This window comes from Nocardia sp. CY15, from assembly GCF_009829295.1.
GTDB lineage: Bacteria > Actinomycetota > Actinomycetes > Mycobacteriales > Mycobacteriaceae > Nocardia > Nocardia sputi.
Window position 1 is genome coordinate 171,724 of the sequence record NZ_VUOT01000009.1, and the last position, 26,926, is coordinate 198,649.

Genomic DNA, 26,926 nt, shown 5'->3' on the forward strand with positions numbered 1-26,926 from the left:
CGATCGGCCGGACCGGCGGGCGTTCTCGGTGCTCCTAGGCCGCCGCGAGCTCGCTGTCGGCCGGCGCGTCCCAATCGATGCGGTAGCGCTGCTCGGGTCCCATGGTCTTCTCCGGTTTCATCACGGTCTTGGCCATGAGCGGCATGAGCAGCCGCATTACTCTGCGCGCCACCGGCCCCGGCGTCTTGCTGTGATTGATCTTCGCGGCGCGAGCGGCGATACCCTCCACACGGTCGCGCCGCAAGCGCTCGTAGACGGCGAACGCCTCCGGGGCGGGCAGATCACGCAGGCAGCGGGCCAGCTGCACGGCGCTCTCGATCGCCAGCGACGCGCCTTGGCCGGAACTGTTGGACGGGGCGTGCACCGCGTCGCCCACCAGTACCATCCGTCCGCGATACCAGTGCGGCACCGGCGGCATGATGTGCAGCGCGCCGGTCACTTCCAGCTCTTCCTCGGTGGTACGGCGGGCCAACTCGCCGCCAGGGGTGTCATCGCGGTAGGTCGCGCGCAGGATCTCCAACCAGTGTGTGTTCGGGATCGCCCGCGCCGCGGTGAGCGACAGATACTCCTTGTACGGCAGGTTCGCTCCCCACGCGACACGGCCGTCGCCGACCGGCCAGTACAGGTAGTACGCCCGCTTGCCGAACGCGAAAGTCATCGTGTCGGGCGCGAGGTCTGCGGCGCACTCGGTGATCGCACCGAAACCCAGCATGCCGGTGTAGGCGGGGCCCGGCGCGTCCGGGTCGATCAACGTGCGCACCGTCGAGCGGATGCCGTCCGCGCCGATCAGCACGTCGGCGGTGGCCGTGCTGCCGTCGGCGAACCGGGCGACGATGCCCGTCTCCCGCTCACCTACATCGACCAGGCGCTTGTCGTACTCGAACGGCACCCCCGCGGCGACCGCGTGCCGATGCAGCGTTTGGTGCAATTCGCTGCGATCGACCAGTTGCAGGGGAGGCACATCGGCGAGGCCGGGCAATGCGAGCACCTTGTCTCCAACCGCCATGTTCATCTGCGACACCGGTTGCGCGATCGCACGGACGGGGTCGCCCGCTCCGATGATGTCGAGGGCGGCGATGCCGTTGGGCGCGAGGGCGAGTCCGCTGCCTATGCCATAGGAAGGGCCGGGATAAGCCTCGTAGACGCGAGCTTCGATGCCCGCTTTGCGCAGGGCGGTCGCGACCACGGGGCCGGCGATTCCGCCACCGATCACCAGGGCGGTACGTGTTTCGGACATGGGTGTCTCCAGGATTCGTGCGATACGGGGTTTCGGTTCCCGAACCGACGCGCGCGTCACCCACCCGGTTATCCTGTGGTTGCCAGCCTTGTAGCCGGGTGCGCGTTCGCGGGCGCGGTTCGAGACTGTTTCGATCGGGCCCGGCGGCGGTGTTGCCGCACCTCCCCGGGCCCGATTTCCGGGATTAGTTCTCGGCCATCCCCCTCTCCACCAGTTCGGTGACCTCGGATGGCGGCATGCCGCGGTCGTGCCACGCGCGCCACTGCTCCAGCCCCGGGAAGGTGCCCCCGGTCAGCTCGTCGCGCAGCGAACGCGTCCATGCCGCCTCGGCTTCCAGCATCGTGAGCGCGAACTCGGACTCGACGATGAACAGGCGAGGCAGCGTGCCCGCCAAGCCGTCGAGTTCACCGCGCAGGCGCTCGATCGTCCGTTTCAGCGCTTCGAGGCGCGTGCCGAGCAGGTCGACCACTTCGGCGGGCGGGAGCACCGCGAGAATGGACAGGCCCGCGACGAACCGATGATGTTCCTGCTCGGGAGTCGACAGCAGTTCCCTGGTCCAATCGGCCATCTCGGCGCGGCCCGCGTCGGTGATCCGGTAGATCACCCGCTCCGGCCGCGCACCGGCCCGTTCGCTGCCGACCACTTCGAGGAAACCGACCTTGGCCATGTTCTGCACGACCGTGTAGAGCGAGCCCCACTTGATCGCCATGTCCTGGTCCTTGCCCCGCTCGCGCAAGGTCTGCGCGATCTCGTAGCGGTGCATCGGACGCTCGATGATCACCGACAGCACCGCGAGCGCCAGCAGGTTGTCCACCTTGCGTTTCTTCATAGCGGCGCCTCCCTACTCGTTCACGAATATACGTGTGCGAGTATTCGGGCGCAAGCGCTCAGGCGGGCACCGTTTCCTGCTCGCGCGTGTGGTCTTCCAGCAATTTCGTGGCGATGTTCGTCAGCGCCTGTTCCAGCAGGGCGCGGTCGGCGGGATCGGCTTCGTTCCAATCGTCGAGCCTGCTGTCGAGCCAGCGCCGCCAAGCGGTCTTGATCCGATCGATCTCGGCCGCGCCGGAGTCGGTGAGCCGCAACCGTTCGCCCTCGCGCGTCAGATACCCCTCCGCGCCGACCTGGTCGTAGATCGGTTCGATCACCTCGTCGGGCAACCGGTGCGCCCGCGCTATCTCGGCCAGCGTCGCCGCACCGATCACCCGGTCGCGCAGATACACCTGTCCCAGCGCCCATGCCTCCCCACGCGTCAGGTCGCTGTCGGCCTCGGCGAGGATGCGCGGGCCGATCGGGTGCTCGGCTCCCGCCCCGCGCATGGTGCCCGCGATAGCCCGTTCCAGTTGCACCAACCGATCCGGTGAGTCGGGCACCGAGAACCCTTCGCCCACATCGCCCGCGCCCGCTCGCGCGCTGTCGCGCAGCGGCACTTCGGGCAGCAGCCACGCGATCACGAATCCGGCCAGCGCGACCGGTACGACCCAGAAGAACACGTGAGCGATGGAGTCCGCGTACGCGTCGATGAGGGGAGCCGACTGCTCGGCGGGCAGTGCGCGCAACGCCTGCGGGTCCGCCGCGACCTCCGGCGGCACCACACGCGAGCGAGTCAGGGCATCGGCGAGCGCGGGACCGATCTCGTTGCTGTACAGGGTGCCGAAAACGGCTGTGCCGAAGGCGCTCCCGAGCGTGCGGAAGAAGGTGACCCCGGAGGTGGCGGTGCCCAGCTGGGCGTAGGGCACGGTGTTCTGCACGACGATGGTGAGCACCTGCATGGCCAGGCCGATGCCGAGACCCAGGATCAGCATGTACAGCGACTCCAGCCAGGTGCTGGTGGTCCGGCCCATGGTCGACATCAGGTACAGCCCGAGTGCCATGACCAGCGTGCCCGCGATCGGGAAGTACCGGTAGCGTCCGGTCTTGCCGACCACCTGTCCGGACAGGATCGACGTGGCGAACAGGCCTGCCACCAGCGGCAGGGTGCGCACGCCGGACATGGTGGCCGAAACCCCGTCCACGTATTGCAGATAGGCGGGTAGGTAGGTCAGCGAGCCGAGCATCGCGAAGCCGACGATGAAGCTGAGGATCGAGCACACCGTGAATACCCGGCTGCGGAACAACCCCATCGGCAGCATCGGTTCGGCGGCTCGCGACTCCACCGCCACGAACCCGGCCAGCAGGATCACCGCCCCGGCGAACAGGCCGATGATTGTCGGCGAACCCCACGCGTATTGCTCCCCACCCCATTCCAATCCGAGGATCAAGCAGGAGACGCCCAGCGCCACCAGACCGATGCCCGCGTAGTCGATGATCGGCCTGGCCGCGGCCCGCACCCGGGGGATGGTGCGCGCCGCCAACGCGATCATGACAACGGCGACCGGCACGTTGATGTAGAAGCACCAGCGCCAACTGGCGTGGTCGGTGAACAGGCCGCCCAGCGTCGGACCGATCACCGTGGTCACGCCGAACACCGCCCCGAGTGCGCCCTGGTACTTGCCACGCTGCCGCAGCGGAATGATGTCGGCGATCAGCGCCATCGAGGTGACCATCAGTCCACCGGCGCCGAAGCCCTGGATGCCGCGGGCGGCGACCAGCAACAGCATGCCGTTCGCCAAGCCCGCGATCATCGACCCGACGATGAAGATCACCGCGCTGACCTGGAATACCAGCTTGCGGCCGAACAGATCGCCGAGCTTGCCCGCCAGCGCCGTCGCCACCGCCTCGGCGAGCAGATACGACGTGACCACCCAGGCCATGTGCCCCGCACCGCCGAGATCGGCCACGATGGTGGGCAGCGCGGTGGACACGATGGTCTGGTCCAACGCCGCCATCAGCATGCCGAGCACGATCGTGCCGAAGACGATGTTGGTCTTGGCCCTGCCCATCGGGGCAACCGGGTCCGCGGCCACAGCTACCGAACCAGCCATCAGCCCAGTATGGGACTCTGCCGCTTGGATGGATATCCAGCGACACAACAGCGAATCAGCCGAGAAGGCCCTCCAGCGCCTCGAGCCGCGCAGGCTGCCGCAGTTTCGCCAGGCCCTTGGCCTCGATTTGCCGAGCACGTTCGCGAGACACGCCGTAGGTCTTGCCGACCTCTTCGAGTGTCTTCGGTTCCGCGCCGGCCAGGCCGTAGCGCGACGCGAGCACTTCGGCCTCCCGTGCCGTCAACGTGCCGAGCGCCCGGTCGAGCTGGGCGCGCAGCGCCGACGCGGCCACCGAATCGGAGGGGTCCGGCGCGGTGTCGGCGATGAGCTCACCGAACTCGGTGGCATCGTCGCCGATCGGGGTGTGCAGCGACAGCGGTTCGCGGGCGAGGTCGAGCAGGTCGCGCACCTTTCCCGCCGGCAGTTCCAGCTCCGCGGCGAGCTCCGCGACCGTCCCCGCGCGCCCCAGCCGCTGAGCCAGCGCCCGCTGCGTGCGGTTCAGCCGGTTGAGCATCTCGACGACGTGCACCGGTATCCGGATCGTGCGACTCTGATCGGCCAGTGCTCGACCGATCGACTGCTTGATCCACCAGGTCGCGTACGTGGAGAACTTCAGCCCGCGCCGGTGGTCGAACTTCTCCACCGCGCGCATCATGCCGAGCGTGCCTTCCTGCACCAAGTCCAGCAGCGACATGCCCGTGGGCGTCGGATACCGCTTGGCGATCGAGACGACCAAGCGCAAGTTGGCCTCGACCATGTGCGCTCTGGCGCGTTCGCCGTCCGCGATCCGGCGACGCAATCGGCCGCGCTCCAGCGCATCGACCTCGGTACCGGCCGCCAGGCGCGCAGCGGCTTGCTCGCCGGCCTCGATCCGCTCGCCGAGCTCGAACTCCTGCGCGGCGGTGAGCAGTGGGGTGCGGCCGATGAGCCGCAGGTAATCCTTGATCGGGTCGGCGCTGACGGCGCCGGGGAAGCGGGTAGGGCGGGTGCACAGTTCGGTCACGGAACGTCCTTCCTGGTGAAGCGGACCGTTCGGCGGCGCGGCGAACACGCCGCCGAACGGGGATGAGGGGAGGTCAGCCGCGCCCCGGGATGCGCAGCGGGCGTTGCGGCTTGGCGCGATAACCCGTGGTGGACCGAATCGGCTCGGTGTCCCGTCGCCCTCGGCGCACTGCGCTCGGGTAGGGCCGAACGGGCGGGGTGACGCGGGCCGCGGCCACGTCGCGGGCAGCACCGCTCATGTCGTCCCCTTCGGTGCGGAGCAGGCGAATCGCGGTTTCGAGGACGGAATGCGCGGTGGTCTTGTCGGCCATGGTGGCTGATCCCTTTCGGTCGAGGGTGGAGCTGATGCGGGTCGGGGTCGCTTCGACAAGTCCGTGGTTCATGGTGCTGCCGCTCCTTCGTTCCGATGACGAACACAAACTTAGAATGAGCATAAAAATATGTCAAGAGCATTTTTATGTCGGATTCAGCTATGGTGATGACATGAGCACAGCCGACCTCGGGCTCCGGGCCAAGAAAAAGCAGCAGACCAGGGAGAACATCTCCCATCACGCGACCGCGCTGTTCCTGGAACACGGCTTCGACAAGGTGACGATCGCCGACGTCGCCGCCGCCGCGCAGGTCGCGAAGATGACGGTCACCAACTACTTCCCTCGCAAGGAAGATCTCGCACTGGACCTGCACGAGGTGTTCGTCGACCAGCTCGCCCGCGTCGTGCGCGAGCGCGCGTCCGGCGAGTCGGCGCTCGCCGCGCTACGGCGGGACTACCTGGCCGCCGTGGCCCGGCAAGATCCGGTGGTGGGCTTCTCCGGGCCCGAATTCGCCCGCATGATCACCGACAGCCCCGCGCTGACGGCCCGGCTGCGCGAGTTCCACGACGAGCGTGAACAGGCGCTGGCCACCACCCTCGCGGCGGAAACGAGCGCCGCGGCCACCGACATCACACCTCGCGTCGCGGCCGCGCTGCTCGGCGGCGTGCATCGCGTCCTGTTCGATGAGACCCTGCGCCGCACGCTCGACGGCGAATCCGGCGACCGCATCGCCACCGCCCTCACCGAATACATCGGCAGCGCGTTCGACACGCTGGAGCAAGCGATCGGCGACTACGCCGTCCGCGATTAGCTCTCCCGCGGCCGCTCGATCAACGCCATGGCGATCGGGACGAGCAGATCGACGAGCTCGGCCGCCGTCGGACGCGGATCGGCGAGTACCCACTCGTGCGCCAAGCCGTTGATCGCGCCGATCAAAGCGCTCGCACCCCACCCCGGCGCGCCGCGCACCCTCGAGCCCGGCGCTACGACCGGCACCACATGAGACTCCAGCACCGACGCCCAGCCGTGGCGGCGTTCGCGACGGTGGCGCTCCATCCCGTCGCTCACCCCGACCACTTCGATGAAGGCGACCTTCGCGCGATAGGGATCGGAACCGATCGATTCGAGGTAGGCCGTCACCACGGCGGTCATCGCGGCGGGCAGGTCGAACCGCGGGTCGAGTTCACCGATCCGGGCGAGCACGGCGGCGGCGGCCTCGTCCTGGATCCGGTCGTACGCGGCGACCAGAACGTCTTCCCTGGTCTGGAACTCCTCGTAGAACTGCCGCTTGGACAGGCCCGCGGCCGCGCAGACGTCGGCCAGCGAGCAGTTCGCGTAGCCGCGTTCGGCGAAGATCCGGGTGGCCGCGTCGAGGAACCGCAGGCGCCGCTCGGCCTTCCGCTCCGCGACAGCACGCCCGCCGTACTGTCTACCCGCTGTCGCCGTCACATCTCTCACCGTAGCGAAATCCCGGCGACCACGGACTATTCCCATAGGCGGAGACCGAACGACTTCGTTCTTGCGGTCTCCACCAGGACCCCGCATACTTATGGCAAATCTGAGACCGACAGGGATCACATATGCGGCTCAGAGCACGATGCGAAGCTCGTGTCGCGGCTGCGTTCCGGGGCGTGAACTCTCGCGTCTGAGACGATCGATGCCGAATGCCGTCGAAACCTTCCCCCGAAACTTACTCCAAAGTAAGGTTGGCCCATGGCGTGGAAACCAAGTGAGATCCCGGATCAGACGGGACGCACCTTTGTCATCACCGGCGCGAACGGCGGCCTGGGCGCCGTCGCCACGAAAGTCCTGGCGTCCAAGGGCGCGACCGTGATCATGGCCTGCCGCAACCCGGTCAAGGCGAAAGAGGTCGCCGGGGCCATCGACGGCGACGTCCGGGTGGCCGAACTGGACCTGGCCGACCTGGCCTCGGTGCGCAAGTTCGCCGACGACAGCGACGAGATCGACGTCCTGGTCAACAACGCGGGCCTGATGAACCTCCCGTTCTCGCGGACCAAGGACGGTTTCGAAACCCAATGGGGCGTCAACCACCTCGGACACTTCGCGCTCACCGGACTGCTGCTGGACCGGATCACCGATCGGGTGGTCACGCTCTCCAGCATCGCGCACAAGCAGACCCCGAAGCTGCGGATCGACGACCTCGACTACCAGAACCGCCGCTACCAGCGCAATCTCGCCTACGCCCAGTCCAAGCTGTGCAATCTGATGTTCGCGCGGGAACTACAGCGCCGACTGGCCGAATCCGGCTCGCGCAAGCGCTCCTACGGTGTGCACCCCGGCGTCTCGGCCACCGACCTCTTCGCCCACACCGAGACCCCGCTCGACTACATCTCCAAACCGTTCATCCGGCTGATCGGACACTCACCCGCCAAGGCAGCGCACTCGACGCTGTTCGCCGCGACCATGCCCGATGCCGACCCCGAGGTCTACTGGGGGCCCACCTGGCTGTTCGGAACCCAAGGGCCGGTCAAGGCCGCGCCGTCCACCCGCCTGTCGCAGAACAGGGAGCTCTGGCAGCGACTGTGGGCCGAGTCCGAACGCAAGACCGGCGTCGTCTACTCGTTCTGAGCCGGACGCCGCTCGGGCGCGGTCCGGACTCGACCCGTCCGGCGCGGGCATCCAGGCCGACGGAGGCTGCCGTGCCCGTCAACCGTGTGCCCGGCCCGCTGTGCACGCCCGAACTCCTGAGCGTGAGCGCCGCGCGTGGCGCGCTCGACGGCACCGGCTGAAGACCTGCTCCGACGCAGTCCGCTCGCGCGTCGCGATGATCGTGGCCACAGCGCGCGCGAGACGACGTACCTGGTTCTACGGCCCGCGTAGTAGAACGGGTACCGTAGAAGCCGTGTCCGCCTCACCCCGCCGCTCGGCACACAACCGCCCGGCCCTGATCGCGTTGGTGATCGTGGCCGCGCTGGGCTGCCTGGCGCTGGCCTGGTGGCAGTGGGAACGGTACGAGTCCTCCAGCGGCACCGGCCAGAATCTCGGATACGCGCTGCAGTGGCCGCTGTTCGCGGGATTCGCCGTCTTCGCCTACTTCCGGTTCGTCCGGCTCGAGCGTGAAGCGAACGAAACGGAGGACGAGACCCCCCGGCGCACTCCCACCGCAGCCGGGCGCGCCGCGAAACCGATCGCTCCCACAGAACTGCCCGCGGGTCTGCTGCCCGAGCGCCCCAAGGCCGTTCGGGACGAGGACCCGGTGCTCGCCGAGTACAACCGGTACCTCGCCGAACTGCACGCCAACGACATCGATGAGCAGGTCCGTTCGGCAGGCCTGCCCACCCGCGAGAGGAGCGCCGGTTGACCACCAGCGAGAATTCCACCGAGACCAGCCAGACCACCGAGACCCCGGCCGCTGCCGGGAACGCCGCCAAAATCGGTCCGGCGCTCCTGCGCTACCGGGCGCTGGCCTGGATCACCGGACTCTGGCTGCTGCTGCTCACCGGCGAGATGATCGCCAAGTACGGCTTCGACGTGCAGACCCCCAGCTGGATCGCCGTCGTGCACGGCTGGGTGTATTTCGTCTACCTGCTGTTCACCGCCGACCTCGCGGTCAAGGTCCGCTGGCCGGTCCTGCGCACCGTCGGCACTCTGCTCGCGGGCACCATCCCCCTGCTGTCGTTCTTCGTCGAGCACGTCAACGCCAAGCAGGTCAAGCAGGACTTCGGCGTCTGACCCCAGGCCCGCGCTCAGCCGTCGGCCAGCGCAGCCAGCGCGGGCGTCAACTGGGCCAGCGCCCGGCCGCGATGCGACATCGCGTCCTTCTGCGCGGGCGTCAACTGGGCCGCGGTGACATCGCCGCCCTCCGGGACGAACAGTGGGTCGTAGCCGAAACCGCCGTCGCCCACCGGCTTCCGCCCGATCACGCCGGGCCATTCGCCGCGCACCACGGTCTCCACGCCGCCGGGCACAACCAGCGCACAGGTCGACACGAACCGCCCGCCGCGGCGCTCGTCCGGCACATCGGCCAGTTGTGCCAGCAGCAGCACGTTGTTGGTCGCGTCGTCGCCGTGCTTGCCGGACCAGCGCGCCGACAGCACGCCGGGCATCCCGTTCAACGCGTCCACCTCGAGACCGGAGTCGTCGGCGACACAGGCCAACCCGGTGGCCGCGGCGCCGTCGCGCGCTTTGGCCAGTGCGTTCTCCTCGAACGTCGCGCCGGTTTCGGGTGCTTCGTCGTACGGGGGAACGTCGTTCAACCCGACGATCTCGATACCGGTGATACCCGCCGAATCGAGAATGCGGCGCAGCTCGTTCAATTTCTTGGCGTTGCGGCTGGCCACCAGCAGACGGCGGGTCATCACTTCTTCTTCGCCTCGGCCGGCTCCGGAAGCACACCGGGATACGGCAGCGCCAGCGCCTCTTTCTGCACGACGAACAGCTGCTCACAGCCCGCGAGCGCGGAATCGAGCAACTTGTCCAGCGTGGAGCGCGGGAAGGTGGCGCCCTCGCCGGTGCCCTGGATCTCCACCAATGTCCCGGTGTCGGTCGCGACCACGTTCATGTCGACCTCGGCGCGCGAATCCTCCTCGTAGGGCAGGTCCAAGCGCACCCGGCCGTCGACCACGCCCACACTCACCGCGGCGATCGCGCACGAGATCGGCTGCGGGTCGGCCAGCGCGCCTGCCGCGCCGAGATAGGTCACGGCATCCGCCAGCGCCACGTAGGCGCCGGTGATGGCGGCCGTCCTGGTACCACCATCGGCTTGGAGCACATCGCAGTCGATCGCGATGGTGTTCTCACCGATCGCGGCCAGGTCGATGCAGGCGCGCAGCGAACGGCCGACCAGTCGGCTGATCTCCTGGGTCCGTCCGCCGACTCTGCCCTTCACCGATTCACGCCCGCTGCGGGTGTGCGTCGCGGCGGGCAACATCGCGTATTCGGCGGTGAGCCAGCCCAACCCGGAGTCACGCCGCCACGGCGGCACTCCCTCGGTGACGCTCGCGGTGCACATCACCCGCGTCTGACCGAACTCCACCAGCACCGAACCGGCTGGATGCGTGGTGAATCCCCGGGTGATCCGGACCTCGCGGAGCTCATCGTCCGCCCTGCCATCGGCTCGTCTCGACACGGGGCACAGCCTACTGTGTCCGATCGGCCGCGCCTTCGCGCGGCGTGTTCGCGGCCCCCCTTGTGGCTCGCGGGCCGCGAACGGCGGATGCTCGGTCTCGCTTCGCTCGGGTGCCACACAAGGGTTCGACGTCTCGAGTCTCGAGTGCGGTGGCGGTTCGCGCCGGTGGTGGCGGATCCGGATGCGATCAGAGATCGAAGGTCTCGCCCGGGGCCACAGCATGTACCGGACCCGCGAACTGGGCTTTGGCCTCGGCGATCACGTCCTCGCGGGAAGTCCACGGGGGGATGTGAGTGAGCAGCAGTTCCTTCACCCCCGCCTCGGCGGCGATCTGGCCTGCCTCGGTACCCGAAAGGTGAATGCCCGGTGGCCTGTTCGCCGGGTCATGCGTCCAGGACGCCTCCGCCATCAGGACGTCGGCGCCCTGCGCGAGCTCGTGGACCTGGGAGCACAACGCGGTATCACCGGTGTAGACGAAGGTGCGTCCGGCGGCGGTGACGATCCGCAGCCCGTAGGACTCCGGCGGGTGGTACATGCGGCGTGCGGTCACCGTGTGCCCGGGCCCGAACGAGATCGGCTCGCCTTCGGCCCAGGGCCGCATGTCGATCACGTCGGACCAGTCGTCGCATTCGCCGCCGACCTCGGCGGAGGCGTTGCCGATACGCAACGACGTGTCCGACGGGCCGCGCACGACCGCCTTGCCCTCGGGCGGAGTCGGATGGTAGCGACGCCACACCAGCAAACCGGGCAGGTCCAGACAGTGGTCCGCGTGCAGATGGGTCAGGAAGATGTCGACTTCACCAGGGTCGGCGTGGCGTTGCAACGCGCCGAGCACTCCCGGACCGAAATCGATGACCGTCGGCCGCATGTCCGGGCCGGTCAGCAGATAACCCGACGCAGGAGAGTCCGGGCCGGACACACTGCCCGAGCACCCGAGGACGGTAAGGCGCATTCCCCCATGCTGCCACGCGGAATTCTCACTCAAGAAAGGATCCCCCACATTCTCCCGCGGGCCGCGCGTCACCGCGGCGAAGCGCCGATTCCGGCTCGGTCCCCGCGGCGGTTTCGTCGTGCATCTCCAGAGAGTACCCAGGCGGCCAGCAATCCACTCAACGCGCCGAATAGATGCCCCTGCCAAGAGATTCGGTCCTGTCCCGGCAGCACCCCCCACAGCAGCGATCCGTACAGGGCCAGCACCACGAGGCCGAGCGCGATCTGCCCCACGTTCTTGGCGAACCAGCCACGGGAGATCAGGAAGGTCAACCAGCCGAATACCAGCGAGGACGCACCGAGATGCACGCTGCCGGCCGCTCCGGTGAGCCAGACGCCGAGCCCGGCCAGCAGCCAGATGATCGCGGTCGCGGCCAGCCCCCGGCCGATCCCCGCCAGCAGCACGAGGAAACCGAGCACCAGCACCGGAAGCGTATTGCCGATCAGGTGCCCCCAGCCGCCGTGCAGCAACGGCGCGAACAGGATGCCGGACAGGCCGTCGGCGCGGCGCGGCTCGATGCCTGCGTAGTCGAGCCGTCCGCCGACCACGGAGTCGACCCCTTCGAGCCCGTAGAGCGCCGCGACGAAGCAGACGATCAGCATCCCCGCGCGCAGCCACAACTGTTTGACCGCGGCGAAACCCGCGGTGTTGGGCGGCGTGGACGGCCCCGGCGCGCTGACGGGCTTGCCCAGGCGCGCACGGATCGCAGCGATCCGATCAGGGTCGAACGACGACCCGGTTCCCGCGCCGGTCATGGCCACCTCCTCGCCGTTGCGGGGGCGTGGCCCCGCCTCACCGAGGGTACCGGCGCGGCCGGGAATCAGGCCCAGAGCTGGCCGTCGAGCCGCTCTTCCGCCTCTTCGAGGGTGCCGTCGTAGGCCCCGGTGGACAGGTACTTCCATCCGCCGTCGGCGACCACGAACGCGATGTCGGCGCGGGTGCCCGCCTTCACCGCCTTACGGGCGACGCCGAGCGCGGCGTGCAGGATGGCTCCGGTGGAGATCCCGGCGAAGATGCCTTCTTCGAGCACCAGTTCGCGGGTGCGTTTCACCGCGTCGTACGGACCCACCGAGAAACGGGTGGTCAGCACGCTCTCGTCGTACAACTCGGGGATGAATCCCTCATCGATGTTGCGCAGGCCGTAGACCAGTTCGCCGTAGCGCGGCTCGGCGGCGACGATCTCGATGCCGGGCACCTTCTCGCGCAGGAAACGGCCCGTACCCATCAGCGTGCCCGTGGTGCCGAGGCCCGCGACGAAATGCGTGATCTCGGGCAGGTCGGCCAGGATCTCCGGACCGGTCGTCTCGTAGTGCGCCGCCGCGTTCGCCGGATTGCCGTACTGGTAGAGCATCACCCAGTCCGGGTTCTGCGCCGCGATCTGTTTGGCCAGCGCGACGGCCTGATTGGAGCCGCCCGCCGCGGGCGAATCGATGATCCGCGCCCCGAACATGGTGAGCAGCTGCCGACGCTCCACCGAGGTGTTCTCCGGCATCACGCAGATCAGCTGGTACCCCTTCAGCTTCGCGGCCATAGCCAGCGAAATGCCGGTGTTCCCGCTGGTCGGCTCCAGGATGGTGCAGCCGGGTCGCAGCAACCCGTCGGCCTCGGCCTGTTCGATCATCCGCAGGGCGGGCCGATCCTTGATCGAGCCGGTCGGGTTGCGATCCTCCAGCTTGGCCCACAGCCGCACGTGACTGTCACCGTCCCACTGGGGCGACAAGGTGCGCAGACCGACCAGCGGGGTGTTGCCGAGGGTCGCGATCAGCGATTCGTAACGCGCCACGGGACGGGTCAGCCTCCGGCCACGGCGGGCAGGATCGTGACGCTGGCGTCCTGCGGCACCTCGGCCTCGAGCCCGCCGGCGAAACGCACGTCCTCGTCGTCGACGTAGATGTTGACGTAACGGTTCAGCTTGCCGTCCTTCAGCAGGCGCTCGGCGAGCCCGGGGTGGTTGGCTTCCAGATCATCGATCAGCGCCGACAGCGTGGCGCCCTCGGCCTGCACACGCTTCTCACCTCCGGTGAGGCCGCGCATGATGGTCGGGATGGACACGGTTACCGGCATGGGTACTCCTCGGTTTCGCGAACAGGCATCGGTCTAGTTCTCGTAGGCGTCGACGATCCGCACCGGCTCTTCGGTGACCTCGCCGTCGACGATCCGGTAGCTGCGCAGCTCGTGCTGCTCCGGATCCCGGGTGGAGATCAGCACGTAGTGCGCGAACGGCTCGGAGGCGTAGGACACGTCGGTCCGGCTCGGATAGGCCTCGGTGGCGGTGTGCGAGTGGTAGATCACCACCGGCGTCTCGTCGGCATCGTCCATTTCACGCCACACCTTCAACTGCTCACCCGAGTCGAAGCGGTAGAAAGTGGGCGAACGTTCGGCGTTGACCATGGCGATGAAGCGCTCCGGACGATCCGAGCCCTCCGGCCCCGCGATGACACCGCAGGCCTCATCCGGGTGATCGGCGCGCGCGTGCGCCACCATCGCCTTCACGAGGTCGGCCCTGATCACCAGCACGAGTCGCACACCTTTCCACAACGCCGACCCATCTCAGTCGACAACGAGCCAGAATATTCGGCTATTCCCACGACGACACCGCCCGGTCCCCCGGAGCCGGCCCGGAGATCGAGTGGCGGCGACTCGCACACGAGGCACAGCAGGGCCGGAAGTCAAACACCGAAGAGGTCGTAATAGGCCGGGATGCCCGCTACCGCGCGCGCCGAGCGGATCGCATCGACGATGGCGCGCTCGACGCAGACGGCGGCGGCCGTGCAGATCGCGTCCAAGACGAGCAGATCGGCGGGGAAAGCGGGCGGCAGCGGCAGGTCCGCGCCCTCCTCCGCCGTCCCGGTGGCGAGCGCGAAGAGCGTGTCCCCGTCCAGCGGCGAGTGCGCGGGGCGGATCGCACGGGCCAAGCCGTCGTGCGCGGTGGCCGCGACCCGCCGGCATCCCGCCGGATCGAGCGGGGCGTCGGTGGCCACGACGCCGATCGTGGTATTGAGCACGGTGCCTTTCACCGGCAGCTCGTTCGCCGCCGCCAACTGCGCTTCGGTCGGCGGCCGTAGACCGAAGAATTCGGGTCCGTCGGTGCCGCATCCCCACGGCAAGCCGGTGCGCGGATCGAACACCGAGCCGACGGGATTCGCCACGATCAGGGCGGCGACGGTGATTCCCGCGGCGGCGCCTTCGCCGAGCACGATGCTCGCGGTGCCCACCCCGCCTTTGATCGATCCGGCGCGTGCGCCGACGCCCGCGCCCACCGAACCGCGGGCGAAGTCGACGCCCGCCGCCTCCGCCGCTCGATAGCCGAACTCGGCGGTGGGACGGATGTCCCACGCGCCGACGGGCAGATCGAAGATCACCGCGCCGGGGACGATGGGCACCACCCGGGTCGCGTCGGCCGGGTCCATGACGATGCCCGCGCCGTTCTCCTCCAGCCAGCGCATCACGCCGTCGGCCGCGGCGAGACCGAAAGCGCTGCCGCCGGTGAGCAGGATCGCGTCGATCTGGCGTACGGTGTTCGCCGGATCGAGCAGGTCGGTCTCGCGGGTACCCGGTCCGCCGCCGCGCACGTCGACGGCCGCCACCGCACCGCCCGGCACGCGCACGACCGTGCATCCCGTCGCCGCCCCGGAGCCGAGTGTGGCACCCGGGTCGAGGACGTGGTGATGACCGACCAGCACTCCGGGCACGTCGGTGAGTGAATTACCTTGCCCCGGGGTGGCATTCGCCATCTCTACTCCTCACGACGCGGAACCGCGGGTCGGCTCGCGCCGATCTTCGCATCGCGGCCGATCAGGGAGCCAGCGCCTGCAGCAGTGAGTCCTGCATCCAGGTCAGCCAGTGGTACACGTCCAGGTGCGGTGCGCGCGGGTCGTCGGGGGCGAGCTGGTCGGGCGTGTCGGCGTCGATGTCGAGCACCGTGCCCAGCGCCAGCCGCACGTCGGTGAGCGCGGTCAGCCACGCGTCGGCCTGCTCGGGCGTGAGGACGATCTTGCCGCCCGCGCTCGGCACGGTGTCCAGCACGACCGAACCCGCCGCCAGCTTGGCGTCGATGATGTCGGGCTCGTGCAGGCCGCGCAGCGCGCTGTTGAGGTCGGCGCGCTCGGCATCCGGCGAGCCGGGCTCGCTGCGGTGGAAGTCCGGAAGGAGTCTGCGCAGCCTCGGGTCGTCCGGGGGCACGGTGTTGCCGGATCGCAAGCCGGTGAGGGCGGCCAAGTCGTCGTCGGGTGCGGACTCGGCGCGCTCGGTGAGCAGCCCGGAAACCGCGCCCACCAGCGACCGAAGCACATCGGCCTCACGTGCGTCCATTTCGGATCGCAGTTTGAGACCGCTCAGCGAGTTCTTCCTGCTCCACTTGCGCACGGCGTCAGGGTAGTCGTCCTGGTCAGTCGTCCCGCTGCATGGTGGCCCACAGGCCAGCGGCATGCAGCCGTTGGACATCGTGTTCCATCTTGTCCCGGGAACCGGACGACACCACCGCCTTGCCTTCGTTGTGGACCTTCAGCATCAGTTCGGTCGCCTTCGCTTTGCTGTAGCCGAACAGCTTCTGGAAGATGTAGGTGACGTAGTGCATGAGGTTGACCGGATCGTCCCAGACCACGGTCACCCAAGGGCGGTCCTCCGCCTCCAGGATCTCGGTGTATTCGACCGCTTCGGGTGTCGCCTGTGCCGCCGACAATGTCGCGTTCGCGGCGTCCATAACGACGTCACCCCGGACGATGTTGCACAAGGCCATAGGGTCAAGGGTACGACTCGACTCCCGATAAACAACACCCACGCAGCCCCGATTCGCGATTCCCCGGTTCACCGGACCGATGCCGGCCGCCGTGGACGAGCCGTCCTGTCTACAGTGACTGCGTGAATCTGCGTGACGGCGTCTCCAGCACGGCGCTGCTGACCGACCAGTACGAACTGACCATGCTCGCCGCGGCGCTGGCCGACGGTTCGGCGCATCGGCAATGCACGTTCGAGGTGTTTGCTAGACGTTTGCCAAATGGTCGTCGTTACGGTGTCGTGGGGGGTACCGGCAGGCTGCTCGACGCGCTGCGGCAGTTCCGGTTCGGCGAGGCGGAACTCGCCGTGGCCGCCTCGTTCTCGGATCGGCGCACGCTCGATTGGCTGCGCGACTACCGATTCACCGGCGATATCGACGGCTACGCCGAAGGCGAGCTGTACTTTCCCGGCTCCCCCATCCTCTCGGTGCGGGGCAGCTTCGCCGAATGCGTCGTCCTGGAGACGCTGATCCTGTCGATCCTCAACCACGACAGCGCGATCGCGGCCGCCGCCGCACGCATGGTCAGCGCCGCGAGTGGGCGGCGGATGATCGAGATGGGTTCCCGGCGCACCCACGAGCTGGCCGCCCCCGACTGCGCCCGCGCCGCGTATCTGGCCGGTTTCGACGCCACCTCGAATCTGGAGGCGGTGCGCCGCTACGGGATCCCGGGCGCGGGTACCAGCGCACACGCGTTCGTCCTGCTGCACAGCGGCCCCGACGGTGCGCACGAAGCCGAAGCGTTCCGCAGCCAGGTGCAGACGCTCGGGGTCGGGACAACACTGCTGGTGGACACCTTCGACATCGCCGCGGGCGTCGCGACCGCCATCGAGGTGGCGGGCACCGAGCTGGGCGGGGTGCGGATCGACTCCGGTGATCTCGGCGTCCTGGCCAGGCAGGTGCGCGACCAGCTCGACGCGCTCGGCGCCACCAAGACCCGCATCGTGGTCTCCGGCGATCTCGACGAGTACGCCATCGCCGCGTTGCGCGCCGAGCCGGTCGACGTCTACGGCGTCGGCACCGCACTGGTCACCGGCTCGGGGGCGCCCACGGCGGGCATGGTCTACAAGCTGGTCGAGGTCGACGGGGTGCCGGTCGCCAAACGCAGCAGCCACAAGCAGTCCCGCGGCGGCACCAAGAAGGTGATCCGCTTGGCCCGGGAGACCGGCACCATCGTCGAGGAGATCGTCTATCCGGCGGCCGGGCCGGTGCCGCCCGCCAACGGCTTCCAAGCCCGTGAGCCGCTGGTCCCGCTGCTGCGCCGCGGTGAGCAGGTCGAGGACTTGCCGACCCTCGCCGAGAGCCGCGACCTGGTCGCGCGCGGACTGATCAGCCTGCCTTGGGAGGGTCTCAAGCTGTCGGCAGGTGAGCCGGCCGTGGTGACCACGTTCGTCTGAGGGTGGTGCCTACGCTCATCGACCCGGCAGACCAGCAGCAGTCCGGCGGCGAAAAGCAGCGCGAGAAGGCGGCGAACTCGGCCGGGAAGCGAAGGGGCACTCGGTAATCACCGTGGGCGGTGTCCGCGTTTACATCGCGGGCGACTGATTTCCCGCGAGTCGGTGAACCGAGTGTCCGACCGGGCGGCAGAATCTGGGGCAGTCATCCAGCCACACCGCGGGAGGTCGCCATGACCCGGGCACTGATCATCGTCGACGTCCAGAACGATTTCTGCGAGGGCGGTTCACTCGCGGTCACCGGCGGCGCCGCCGTGGCGGCCCGGATCAGCGAGCACCTCGTGGCGACGAACTACGGCGCGATCGTCGCGACTCGCGACTATCACATCGATCCCGGTGCGCACTTCTCCGACGAGCCCGACTACATCGACAGCTGGCCGCCACACTGCCGGGTCGGCACGCCGGGCGCCGATTTCCACCCCGCGCTGTCCACCGGACCCATTCAGGCGATCTTCTCCAAGGGGACGTACTCGGCGGCCTACTCCGGGTTCGAGGGCACGACCGACGAGGGAGCCGCGCTGGCCGACTGGCTGCGTGACCGCGGCGTCGACGCCGTCGACGTCGTCGGCATCGCGACCGACCACTGCGTGCGCGCTACCGCGCTGGACGCGCGCATCGAGGGTTTCGACACCCGCGTCCTGCTCGACCTCACCGCCGGTGTCGCGCCCGACACCATCACCGCCGCGCTGGACCGTATGCGCGGAGCGGGCGTCGATCTCGAGGGCAGCATCAGCCGGTAGACCGTCCGGTCTCGGCGACCGTCCTGCCTTGTCGGCGGTGCCGAGTAGGCTGCTCGCGTGCCCGAACTGCCGCCCGTTTCCGACCTTTTGGCCACCGCCGTGCAGGCGCTCGGCGGCAAGGAGCGCGCCGGGCAGGTGACGATGGCCGCGGCGGTGGACCACGCGATCGACACCAAGGAGCACCTCGCGGTGCAGGCCGGGACGGGTACCGGCAAGTCGCTGGCCTATCTGGTGCCCAGCCTGCGTCACGCGGTGCGCACCGGCCGTACGGTCGTGGTCTCCACGGCGACGATCGCGCTGCAGCGTCAGCTGGTCGACCGTGACCTCCCCCGGCTGGCCGAGGCGCTGAGCGCACCGCTGGGGCGCACCCCGAAGTTCGCGATCCTCAAGGGACGCAACAACTATCTGTGCTTGAACAAGATCAACAGCGCCGTTCCGGACGAGCCCGCCGAAGCGGAGCTGTTCGACGCGTTCGCGATCTCCCGCCTAGGGCGCGAAGTGCAACGGCTCAACGACTGGGCCTCCGACACCGAGACCGGCGACCGCGACGAACTCGCCCCCGGGGTGAGCGACCGCGCCTGGCGGCAGGTCAGCGTGTCGTCGCGGGAATGCCTCGGCAAGTCGCGCTGCTCCTTCGGCCAGGACTGCTTCGCCGAGCGCGCCAGGACCGAGTCCGCGCAGGCCGATGTGGTGGTGACCAACCACGCGCTGCTGGCCATCGACGCCATCAGCGGCATCCAGGTGCTGCCCGAACACGACGTGGTGGTCATCGACGAGGCGCACGAGCTGGTCGACCGGGTCACCGGCGTGGCCACCGCCGAACTGGCTTCCGCCGCGATCAGCGCGGCCGCACGGCGCTGCGCCAAGCTGGTCGACGAGCAGGAGCTGGACCGTCTGGAGGGCGCCGCCGAGGCATGGCACGAGGTGCTGGAGGAACTGCCCGCCGCCCGGTGGGACAGACTGCCCGACGGCGTCGCCCCGGTGCTGGCTCTGATCCGCGACGCCGCGTGGAACGCGCGCACCGCGCTGGCGCCACCGGGCAGCACCACCGCGCAGGGCGACCCGGAGAACGCCGCCGCCCGCACCATGGCGTTGGCCGCGATCGATGAGGTGCATGACAGCGCGGTCCGCGCGCTGACGGCCTTCGACGAGCCCGACCCGGCCGCCCGGCGCGACGTCATCTGGCTGGCCGCCGACGAGATCCGCGGTGTCGTGCGCCGATCGCTGCGGATGGCGCCGCTGTCGGTGGGTGGCCTGCTGCGCAGCAGGCTTTTCGGCACCGCCACCGTCGTGCTGACCTCCGCGACGTTGCAGATCGGCGGCTCGTTCGACGGCCTCGCGGTCACCTGGGGCCTGCCCGCGCAGTCGGGCAGTCGCACCGATGCGGCCACCGCGAACGGCGCGGAGGCGCCGTCGGACGCCGACACCGTGCGCTGGAGTTCGCTCGACGTCGGATCACCGTTCGACCACGCCAAGTCCGGCATCCTCTACGTCGCCAAACACCTGCCCCCGCCGGGCCGGGACGGGCTCGCACCGGCCTATCTGGACGAGATCGAACGGCTCATCACGGCGGCGGGTGGGCGCACCCTCGGTTTGTTCTCCTCCATGCGCGCGGCCCGCGCGGCCACCGACGCCCTGCGCGACCGGTTGCGAACGCCCGTGCTGTGCCAGGGTGACGACGCGACGGGCGCGCTGGTCCGCAAGTTCGCCGACGACCCGGAGACTTCCCTGTTCGGCACCTTGTCGCTGTGGCAGGGCGTCGACGTGCCGGGGCCGTCGCTGAGCCTGGTGATTCTCGATCGCATCCCGTTTCCGCGCCCGGACGATCCGCTGCTGGCCGCCAGGCAACGCGCGGTGGAGATGCGGGGCGGAAACGGGTTCATGACCGTCGCCGCCAATCACGCGGCTCTCCTGCTCGCGCAGGGTACCGGGCGCCTGCTGCGCAGCGTCGACGATCGCGGCGTGGTCGCCATCCTCGATTCCCGCCTGGCCACCGCACGCTACGGCGGGTACCTGCGCGCGTCGCTGCCGCCGTACTGGGAGACCGCGGACCCGGAGGTCGTGGTGAAGGCGTTGCACCGACTGGCCGCAGCGGCCACGGTGTGATACCGAACACACCGCTCGGCATCTAATTCCATTCGGAAGTAGATTGTTGGTCGGTACTTCGGTGACCCCCAATTCCCACACCGAATGTATCGGCTCGTCCCCGCGCCAAGCCCTGCACGCGGCGCGGGGACCTCACCGAATTCAACTCCGCACAGCGGCTACTCAGCCGCGCACGGCCACCGCGTCGACCTCGAACAGCATGCCCGGCAGCGCGAGCGCCGCCACCCCGGTCAGTGTCTGCGCGGGCGGGCGGTCACCCCAGATCTCCGCGATCTTCTTGCCCAGCACCGCCAACTTGTCGAGGTCGTGGTCGACGATGTGCGTCCGCAACTGCGCGACATCGCCGAAGTCCACTCCCGCCGAGCGCAGCGCGATGCCCAGGTTGGCGAACGCATTGTCCACCTGCACGGCGAATTCCGTGCTCGTGGTGTGCCCTTGCCCGTCCGAGTCGTACTGCCCGGCGATGAACACCAGTTCTCCACGCGCCACCGCCACGTGGCTGTAGCCGAACCCGGTCGGATCGTGCAGTGCACCGGGATTGCTGATTTCGACGGCCATGGTTTCTCCTTGCTCGATCGTCACGCGCTGCAACACCACGACGACGATCCGGAATGCCACACTGTGACATGACGATGCCCACAAACGACCGCGGCGCGGCGGCCGAGGCCACCGCGCCGCGAATCCGGCTGTGCCGCAAAGTCAGAGCACCCACTTCAGGATCAGCGTGAGCACGCCCGCCACGACCGCCACGATCAGCGCACCGACACCCCACACGAAGCCGTGACGCCCCCACGGCCGCCCGGCGTCCAACGAGAACTTGCCGGGTCCGGTGAAGGGAAGCGCCGCGCCGACCACCGCGAACAGCAGGCCCATCTCCCAACCGCCCAACAGTCCACCGGACCAGGTGACGTTGATCGCGTTGATCATCGTGCCCACCACGATCGCCCCGGCCAGCGGCGTCAGCAGACCGAGCAGCAGCAGCAGGCCACCGCCGAGTTCGGTCAGGCCGGCCAGCGTCCCGAACAGCTTGCCCGGGTTGTAGCCCATCTGCTCGAAGCTGTCCGCGTTGGCCTGTAGGCCCGGTCCGCCCCACCAGCCGAACAGTTTCTGCGCGCCGTGTGCCGCGAGCAAGCCGCCGAAGACGACCCGGAGGATCAGCAGGCCGATGTCGGTGGCGATTCCGTCCAGTTCGGTAGTGGCGCCGTTTCGTTCGAGTACGGATTTGATGGTCATGCTGGTCCTCATCCCTGCGCTGTCGTCTTCGGTATGTTCGTTACCTCGGCGAATAACCGGACTACGGTCCGATTCTCGCATGAAGAGCTCAACTGTCCAACCCCTCGGTCCTATTCCACGACCGGCAGGCAAGGAAGGTTCAGCGCGAAGGCGAGCGGGAAGTTACTCCGCGAGGAAGAAGAAGTAGCCGAGGAACACCAGCATCAGCGCCCACATCGCCGGGTGTACGTCCTTGATCCGGCCCTTGGCCGCCATGACGATCGGATACAGCAGCATGCCCATGGCCAGGCCGTTGGCAATGGAGTAAGTCAGCGGCATCATCACGATGGTGACGAACGCGGGCACCGAGTACTCCAGGCGGTTCCAGTCGATCTGCCCGAGCGAGCGGGCCATCAGGATGCCGACCACGATGAGCGCAGCGGCGGTCACCTCGCCGGAGCCCGCGACCACCGCGAAGATCGGATAGCAGAACATCGCGAGCAGGAACCAGCCCGCCGTGGTGACGGCGGTCAGGCCGGTCCGGCCGCCCGCCGAGACGCCCGCGGTCGATTCCACGTAGGCGGTGGTGGTCGAGGTGCCGATGACGGCGCCCGCCATGGTGCCCACCGAGTCCGCCGCCAGCGCGCTCGACGCGCGCGGCAGCTTGCCGTCCTCGTCCAGCAGACCGGCTTGGTTCGCGACGCCGATCAGGGTTCCCGAGGCGTCGAAGAAGTCGACGAACAGCATGGTCAGCACCACCACAGCCATCTGGCCGGTGAAGGCGTCGGGCAGATGGATGATCGCCTGGCCGAAGGTGTGCTCGAGGCCCTTCGGCGCGGCGAACACCCCCTTGGGCAGGTCGACCAAACCGCTGACGATGCCCACGATCGTGGTCAGCACGATGCCGTAGAGCACCGCTCCGTGCCAGCCCCGCGCGAGGAACACCACGGTCACCAGCAACCCGAACAGCGCGAGCAACGTGGTGCCCTCGGTGAAGTCGCCCAGCGCGACCAGGGTCGCCTCGCTGTTCACCACGATCCCGGCGTTCTTCAGGCCGAGGAAGGCCACGAACAGTCCGATGCCCGCGCCGACCGCGAGCTTCAACTGCATCGGGATCGCGTCGAGGATGCGTTCCCGGATCTTCGTCACGGCCAGGACGAAGAAGATGACGCCCGACAGCAACGTGCCCGAGAGCGCGACCTGCCATGGAATGCCCATGCCGAGCACCACGGTGTAGGCGAAGAACGCGTTGAGTCCCATACCCGGCGCGAGCGCGATCGGATACCGTGCCCACAGCCCCATGACCAACGTGCCGAACACCGCGGCGACGGCGGTGGCGGTGAACACCGCCTGCATCGGGATGCCCTTGTCACCCAGCGCGCCCTGGTCGCCGAGTATCGCGGGGTTCACCGCGAGGACGTACGACATGGCGAGGAACGTGATCGTTCCCGCCATGAGTTCCCGCCGGACGGTCGAGCCGGTCGACCGGACCCCGAAGTACCCGTCGAGGCGTCCTCGGGTCCGGTTCAGAACGTCGGTGACCATGGGTGACTCCAGTCGGGGAAACAATGCTCGGGCTGCCAGGCACGGTAGCCGACGATTCACCGGCCGGGGCAACTCGCGGCGGCCCCACCGTGACCAGCGCCACCCGGCTAGGCGTTGGGGGCGGAGACCAGGCCCAGCTCGGCGTCGGAGGCCAGCAGGTCGTTGTGCGGCAGCACGCGCACCGTGTAGCCGACCGCTCCGGACAGCGGCACGGGGGTGTCGACGGTGAACAGCTCGGCCCCGCCGTCCGACCCGCTGTGCGTCATCGGGACCGCCGTGGTGTCGGAGAGGTCGTCGGACGCCGACACCCGGCCGAGCACCGCCTGCACCACCACGTCCGACACGCTCAATCCGCCGAGCTCGACCCGCGCGGTGAGCGACAGCCGCGCCCCGATGACCGGCGTATCCGGCAGACCCGCGCTGTCCACCTGGATCACCTTGACCGAGGGCCACGCCGACTCGACCCGGTGACGGTACTCGGCGATGGCGCGCGCCACCGCGAACTCGTCGGCCGTCGCCCGCTGATACGCCGCGGCGGCGGGAGCGTAGTACTCCACCGCGTAGTCGCGGACCATGCGGGAAGCCAGCACCTTCGGCCCCAAGGTCTGGAGGGTGTGGCGGACCATCTCGACCCAGCGCACCGGCATCCCGGACGCGTCGCGTTCGTAGAAGCGGGGCGCCACCGTGCGCTCGAACAGGTCGTAGAGCGCGGTGGCCTCCAGGTCGTCGCGGCGATGCTCGTCCCGGACGCCCTCTGCGGTCGGGATGGCCCACCCGTTCTCGCCGTCGTACATCTCGTCCCACCAGCCGTCCCGGATGGAGAGATTGAGCCCGCCGTTCAGCGCGGATTTCATGCCGGAGGTGCCGCACGCCTCCAACGGTCGCAGCGGGTTGTTCAGCCAGACATCGCAGCCCCAGTACAGGTAGCGGGCCATCGACATGTCGTAGTCGGGCAGGAAGACGATCCGGTGCCGCACCTCGGGATCGTCGGCGAAGCGGACCACCTGCTGGATGAGCGCCTTGCCTCCGTCGTCGGCGGGGTGGCTCTTGCCCGCGACGACCAACTGCATCGGCCGGCGCGGGTCCAGCAGCAGGGCGCGCAGCCGCTGCGGGTCGCGCAGCATGAGGGTGAGGCGCTTGTAGGTCGGCACCCGGCGCGCGAAACCGACGGTCAGCACATTCGGATCGAAAACGCCGTTCACCCAGCCGAGTTCGGCCTCCGCGGCGCCGCGCTGCAACCATGACGCGCGCACCCTGCGGCGCACCTCGTCGACGAGAATGCCGCGCAGGGTGTTGCGCGTCGACCACAGCTCGGTGAGGTCGATCTCACGCAGTCGTTCCCAGCCGCGCCCCTCCTCGACCAGTTCCGCGCCGATGTGCTCGCGCGCCTTGTCCACCCATTCCCGCGCGGCCCAGGTCGTGGCGTGCACACCGTTGGTGACCGAACCGATCGGCACCTCCGCCGGGTCGAAGCCCGGCCACAACGAGGCGAACATGGACCGGCTCACCTCGCCGTGCAGGCGCGAGACGCCGTTGGCGCGCTGCGCCAGGCGCAGCCCCATGTGCGCCATGTTGAATACAGCGGGATCGGCTTCTCGTCCGAGCGCCACGATCCGGTCCACGGGAAGTCCTGGCAGCAGGGCGGATTCGGATTCGCCGTGCGCACCGCCGAAGTAACGGCGCACCATCGGCATCGGGAAACGGTCGATGCCCGCCGGGACCGGTGTGTGTGTGGTGAACACCGTGCCCGCCCGCACAGCGGCGAGCGCGGAATCGAAATCCCGCCCCTCCGCGACGAATTCGCGGATGCGCTCGACACCGAGGAAGCCCGCGTGCCCTTCGTTCATGTGGAACACGTCGGGATCGGGCAGGCCGGCCGACGCCGTATACGCGCGCACCGCGCGCACGCCGCCGATGCCCGCCAGGATCTCCTGGCGGATGCGATGTTCCTGGTCGCCGCCGTAGAGCCGGTCGGTGACCGCGCGCAGCTCCGGGTCGTTCTCGGCGATATCCGAGTCCAGCAGCAACAGCGGAACCCGGCCGACCTGCGCGATCCACACCCGCGCGCGCAGCACCCTGCGGTCGGGCATCGCCACGTGGATGAGCACCGGCGACCCGTCCGAGGTGAGCGCCCGCAGCGGCAAGCCCTGCGGGTCCAGCGCCGGGTAGTGCTCGGCCTGCCAGCCGTCCGCCGTCAGGGACTGCCGGAAGTAGCCCGAGCGGTAGAGAAGGCCCACGCCGATCAGCGGCAGACCCAGGTCGGAAGCGGCCTTGAGGTGGTCGCCGGCCAGGATGCCCAGACCACCCGAATAGTTCGGCAACACCTCGGTGACGCCGAACTCCATCGAGAAGTAGGCGATGCCCCGCACGCCCTCCTCACCTGCCCGGCGCTGGAACCAGCCCGGCGCCGCGAGGTATTCCCGCAGATCCGCCGCCGCGGCGTCGACGCGGGCGACATAGGCGGGGTCGGCGGCCAGCTCGTCCAGCCGCGCCGCGGGTACCTCGCCGAGCATCCGGACCGGATCGTGGCCCATCTCCTGCCACCGCCGCGGATCGAGCGCGGCGAACAGGTCCTGTGTCGGCGGGTGCCACGACCAGCGCAGATTCGTGGCGAGCTCGCCCAGGGCCGCCAGGCGCTCGGGCAGATGGGCACGGACGGTGAAACGACGCAATGCCTTCATTGGGTAGAAACTACACGGAGCCCACCGCTCGCGCCGTGCGCGCCTACGAGCCGGAACAACCTTCCGACCTGCGTCTTTCGTGACGTGGCTCGGTGGCGCGCACCCTGCGCGCGCACTCGCGTAACGCCCTCTACCGTCACAGAACGAACACATCACGCGCACCGAGCCCCCTGGCCCGCTACCCGATCGAGACCCCCGTTTCCTTGTGAACTCCCGAACGCGGGGCAAACCCACAAGCTGTGCGGACCAACCGGCCGCACCAACCGAATCAGTACGGGAGTGATCGAGATGTGGATGAAAGCACACCCAAATCGCGCCCGCGATCGGCGCTGGTCGCGCGCCGGATCGGCGATGACGGGGTTCGTAGCTTGCACGGCGGCTCTCGTTCTCGTCGCACCCGCCGCCGGGGCCGCGGTCACAACGGCGACGGCAACGGCCCAAGGAATGAGTCTCGGGTTCGGAAACTACGGAACCAACTGCCAATACCGGGTGACGGCCACGGTGGACAACGTTCCTTCGTCCGACGCCGTCCAGTTCGTCGACAGCGCGGGCGGAAGCTTCACGCCGAATCCCGCACCGGTGGTCGGCAACCAGGCCACCACCACGTGGGTACCTGACGCGACCGGGCCGCACACCATCTCGGCTACACAGGGCGCCGCCGGTCCCGCTTGGACTTCACCGGTGATGAACGTGGACAACGGGATCAACCTCGGCGTCGGGTGCGTGGTTCTGCCGTAAGCGCCGCGCTCTTCGCGCATCCGGAGTGTCAGGTGAGCGCCCGGGCGGCCACTGCCATGGATTCCTGGTCGTGGCCTCCTGGGCACCTCTCGGCCCCCTCGCGGACCGGGAAATCCGTAGCCGGA

At 68.9% G+C, this 26,926-nt stretch carries 28 protein-coding genes; 8 read left to right on the plus strand and 20 right to left on the minus strand.

From position 1 onward, the window contains the following. Positions 1–34: 34 nt before the first annotated feature. The 5 genes from GVY39_RS14035 to GVY39_RS14055 form a co-directional block, all read right to left on the minus strand. The gene (locus GVY39_RS14035) at positions 35–1,237 is read right to left on the minus strand and encodes an NAD(P)/FAD-dependent oxidoreductase (protein WP_159924341.1); all 1,203 of its coding nucleotides are present in this window, start codon (positions 1,235–1,237) and stop codon (positions 35–37) included. A gap of 184 nt (positions 1,238–1,421) precedes the next feature. Next, complete coding sequence (locus GVY39_RS14040; protein ID WP_159924343.1) at positions 1,422–2,066, minus strand: PadR family transcriptional regulator; 645 nt, start codon at positions 2,064–2,066, stop codon at positions 1,422–1,424. 58 nt (positions 2,067–2,124) lie between these two features. Beyond that, positions 2,125–4,158, minus strand: a complete 2,034-nt coding sequence (locus GVY39_RS14045; RefSeq protein ID WP_369412152.1) for a DHA2 family efflux MFS transporter permease subunit — start codon at positions 4,156–4,158, stop codon at positions 2,125–2,127. A gap of 55 nt (positions 4,159–4,213) precedes the next feature. Continuing rightward, complete coding sequence (locus GVY39_RS14050; RefSeq protein WP_159924345.1) at positions 4,214–5,161, minus strand: sigma-70 family RNA polymerase sigma factor; 948 nt, start codon at positions 5,159–5,161, stop codon at positions 4,214–4,216. Positions 5,162–5,234: 73 nt separating this feature from the next. Further along, a complete protein-coding gene (locus tag GVY39_RS14055) occupies positions 5,235–5,543 on the minus strand; it encodes a hypothetical protein (protein WP_159924347.1) in 309 nt (102 codons plus the stop codon). A gap of 100 nt (positions 5,544–5,643) precedes the next feature. Between GVY39_RS14055 and GVY39_RS14060 the strand changes: the two genes are divergently transcribed. After that, positions 5,644–6,282, plus strand: a complete 639-nt coding sequence (locus GVY39_RS14060; RefSeq protein ID WP_159924349.1) for a TetR/AcrR family transcriptional regulator — start codon at positions 5,644–5,646, stop codon at positions 6,280–6,282. On the opposite strand, the gene GVY39_RS14065 is transcribed toward GVY39_RS14060, so the two are convergent. Beyond that, positions 6,279–6,920, minus strand: coding sequence for a TetR/AcrR family transcriptional regulator (locus tag GVY39_RS14065; RefSeq protein WP_223518389.1), 642 nt, complete (start codon positions 6,918–6,920; stop codon positions 6,279–6,281). The genes GVY39_RS14060 and GVY39_RS14065 overlap by 4 nt on opposite strands. A 264-nt stretch (positions 6,921–7,184) precedes the next feature. On the opposite strand from GVY39_RS14065, the gene GVY39_RS14070 reads away from it, so the two are divergent. The 3 genes from GVY39_RS14070 to GVY39_RS14080 all read left to right on the plus strand — a co-directional run bounded on the left by GVY39_RS14070 (position 7,185) and on the right by GVY39_RS14080 (position 9,164). Further along, entirely contained in the window at positions 7,185–8,060 is an 876-nt protein-coding gene (locus tag GVY39_RS14070; RefSeq protein WP_159924353.1) for an oxidoreductase, read from the plus strand. A 274-nt stretch (positions 8,061–8,334) separates the two neighbouring features. Next, a complete protein-coding gene (locus GVY39_RS14075) occupies positions 8,335–8,793 on the plus strand; it encodes a transcriptional regulator (protein WP_159924355.1) in 459 nt (152 codons plus the stop codon). A 71-nt stretch (positions 8,794–8,864) separates the two neighbouring features. Further along, positions 8,865–9,164, plus strand: coding sequence for a DUF3817 domain-containing protein (locus GVY39_RS14080; protein ID WP_223522154.1), 300 nt, complete (start codon positions 8,865–8,867; stop codon positions 9,162–9,164). Positions 9,165–9,178: 14 nt separating this feature from the next. Here the strand turns inward: GVY39_RS14080 and rdgB are convergent, their stop codons facing one another. From rdgB to clpS, 10 genes are all read right to left on the minus strand, one after another. Continuing rightward, positions 9,179–9,790, minus strand: a complete 612-nt coding sequence (gene rdgB, locus GVY39_RS14085) for an RdgB/HAM1 family non-canonical purine NTP pyrophosphatase (protein ID WP_159924359.1) — start codon at positions 9,788–9,790, stop codon at positions 9,179–9,181. Continuing rightward, positions 9,790–10,560 (minus strand): ribonuclease PH, encoded by a 771-nt coding sequence (gene rph, locus GVY39_RS14090; RefSeq protein WP_159924361.1) that lies wholly within the window; start codon positions 10,558–10,560, stop codon positions 9,790–9,792. The genes rdgB and rph overlap by 1 nt, the downstream gene beginning before the upstream one ends. A 187-nt stretch (positions 10,561–10,747) precedes the next feature. Beyond that, a complete protein-coding gene (locus tag GVY39_RS14095; protein ID WP_159924363.1) occupies positions 10,748–11,512 on the minus strand; it encodes a cyclic nucleotide-degrading phosphodiesterase in 765 nt (254 codons plus the stop codon). 68 nt (positions 11,513–11,580) lie between these two features. Further along, positions 11,581–12,312 (minus strand): rhomboid family intramembrane serine protease, encoded by a 732-nt coding sequence (locus GVY39_RS14100; RefSeq protein WP_370523789.1) that lies wholly within the window; start codon positions 12,310–12,312, stop codon positions 11,581–11,583. 59 nt (positions 12,313–12,371) lie between these two features. Further along, positions 12,372–13,334 carry a cysteine synthase gene (locus GVY39_RS14105; protein ID WP_159924367.1) on the minus strand — a complete coding sequence of 321 codons (963 nt, stop codon included), beginning with the start codon at positions 13,332–13,334 and terminating at the stop codon, positions 12,372–12,374. Positions 13,335–13,342: 8 nt separating this feature from the next. Beyond that, the gene (locus GVY39_RS14110) at positions 13,343–13,615 is read right to left on the minus strand and encodes a MoaD/ThiS family protein (RefSeq protein WP_159924369.1); all 273 of its coding nucleotides are present in this window, start codon (positions 13,613–13,615) and stop codon (positions 13,343–13,345) included. A gap of 33 nt (positions 13,616–13,648) precedes the next feature. Further along, complete coding sequence (locus tag GVY39_RS14115; protein ID WP_159924371.1) at positions 13,649–14,068, minus strand: Mov34/MPN/PAD-1 family protein; 420 nt, start codon at positions 14,066–14,068, stop codon at positions 13,649–13,651. A gap of 152 nt (positions 14,069–14,220) precedes the next feature. Beyond that, positions 14,221–15,285, minus strand: coding sequence for a P1 family peptidase (locus GVY39_RS14120; protein WP_159924373.1), 1,065 nt, complete (start codon positions 15,283–15,285; stop codon positions 14,221–14,223). Between the two features lie 61 nt (positions 15,286–15,346). Continuing rightward, entirely contained in the window at positions 15,347–15,916 is a 570-nt protein-coding gene (locus GVY39_RS14125; RefSeq protein WP_159924375.1) for a DUF2017 domain-containing protein, read from the minus strand. A gap of 22 nt (positions 15,917–15,938) precedes the next feature. Then, positions 15,939–16,289 carry an ATP-dependent Clp protease adapter ClpS gene (gene clpS / locus GVY39_RS14130; RefSeq protein ID WP_159924377.1) on the minus strand — a complete coding sequence of 117 codons (351 nt, stop codon included), beginning with the start codon at positions 16,287–16,289 and terminating at the stop codon, positions 15,939–15,941. A 122-nt stretch (positions 16,290–16,411) separates the two neighbouring features. Between clpS and GVY39_RS14135 the strand changes: the two genes are divergently transcribed. From GVY39_RS14135 to GVY39_RS14145, 3 genes are all read left to right on the plus strand, one after another. After that, entirely contained in the window at positions 16,412–17,722 is a 1,311-nt protein-coding gene (locus GVY39_RS14135; protein WP_159924379.1) for a nicotinate phosphoribosyltransferase, read from the plus strand. A 230-nt stretch (positions 17,723–17,952) separates the two neighbouring features. Continuing rightward, a complete protein-coding gene (locus tag GVY39_RS14140) occupies positions 17,953–18,519 on the plus strand; it encodes an isochorismatase family protein (protein WP_159924381.1) in 567 nt (188 codons plus the stop codon). 57 nt (positions 18,520–18,576) lie between these two features. Beyond that, positions 18,577–20,625: an ATP-dependent DNA helicase gene (locus GVY39_RS14145; RefSeq protein ID WP_159924383.1), complete on the plus strand. Its 2,049-nt coding sequence runs from the start codon at positions 18,577–18,579 to the stop codon at positions 20,623–20,625. 162 nt (positions 20,626–20,787) lie between these two features. Here the strand turns inward: GVY39_RS14145 and GVY39_RS14150 are convergent, their stop codons facing one another. The 4 genes from GVY39_RS14150 to glgP all read right to left on the minus strand — a co-directional run bounded on the left by GVY39_RS14150 (position 20,788) and on the right by glgP (position 26,063). Further along, positions 20,788–21,183 (minus strand): RidA family protein, encoded by a 396-nt coding sequence (locus GVY39_RS14150; protein WP_159924385.1) that lies wholly within the window; start codon positions 21,181–21,183, stop codon positions 20,788–20,790. 141 nt (positions 21,184–21,324) lie between these two features. Next, on the minus strand, positions 21,325–21,858 hold the full coding sequence (locus tag GVY39_RS14155; protein ID WP_159924387.1) for a DoxX family protein: 534 nt from the start codon (positions 21,856–21,858) through the stop codon (positions 21,325–21,327). A 162-nt stretch (positions 21,859–22,020) separates the two neighbouring features. Further along, positions 22,021–23,382, minus strand: a complete 1,362-nt coding sequence (locus GVY39_RS14160) for an NCS2 family permease (protein WP_159924389.1) — start codon at positions 23,380–23,382, stop codon at positions 22,021–22,023. A gap of 107 nt (positions 23,383–23,489) precedes the next feature. Next, the gene (glgP, locus tag GVY39_RS14165; RefSeq protein ID WP_159924391.1) at positions 23,490–26,063 is read right to left on the minus strand and encodes an alpha-glucan family phosphorylase; all 2,574 of its coding nucleotides are present in this window, start codon (positions 26,061–26,063) and stop codon (positions 23,490–23,492) included. A 351-nt stretch (positions 26,064–26,414) separates the two neighbouring features. Between glgP and GVY39_RS14170 the strand changes: the two genes are divergently transcribed. Next, positions 26,415–26,801, plus strand: coding sequence for a hypothetical protein (locus tag GVY39_RS14170; RefSeq protein WP_159924393.1), 387 nt, complete (start codon positions 26,415–26,417; stop codon positions 26,799–26,801). Positions 26,802–26,926 lie beyond the last annotated feature (125 nt).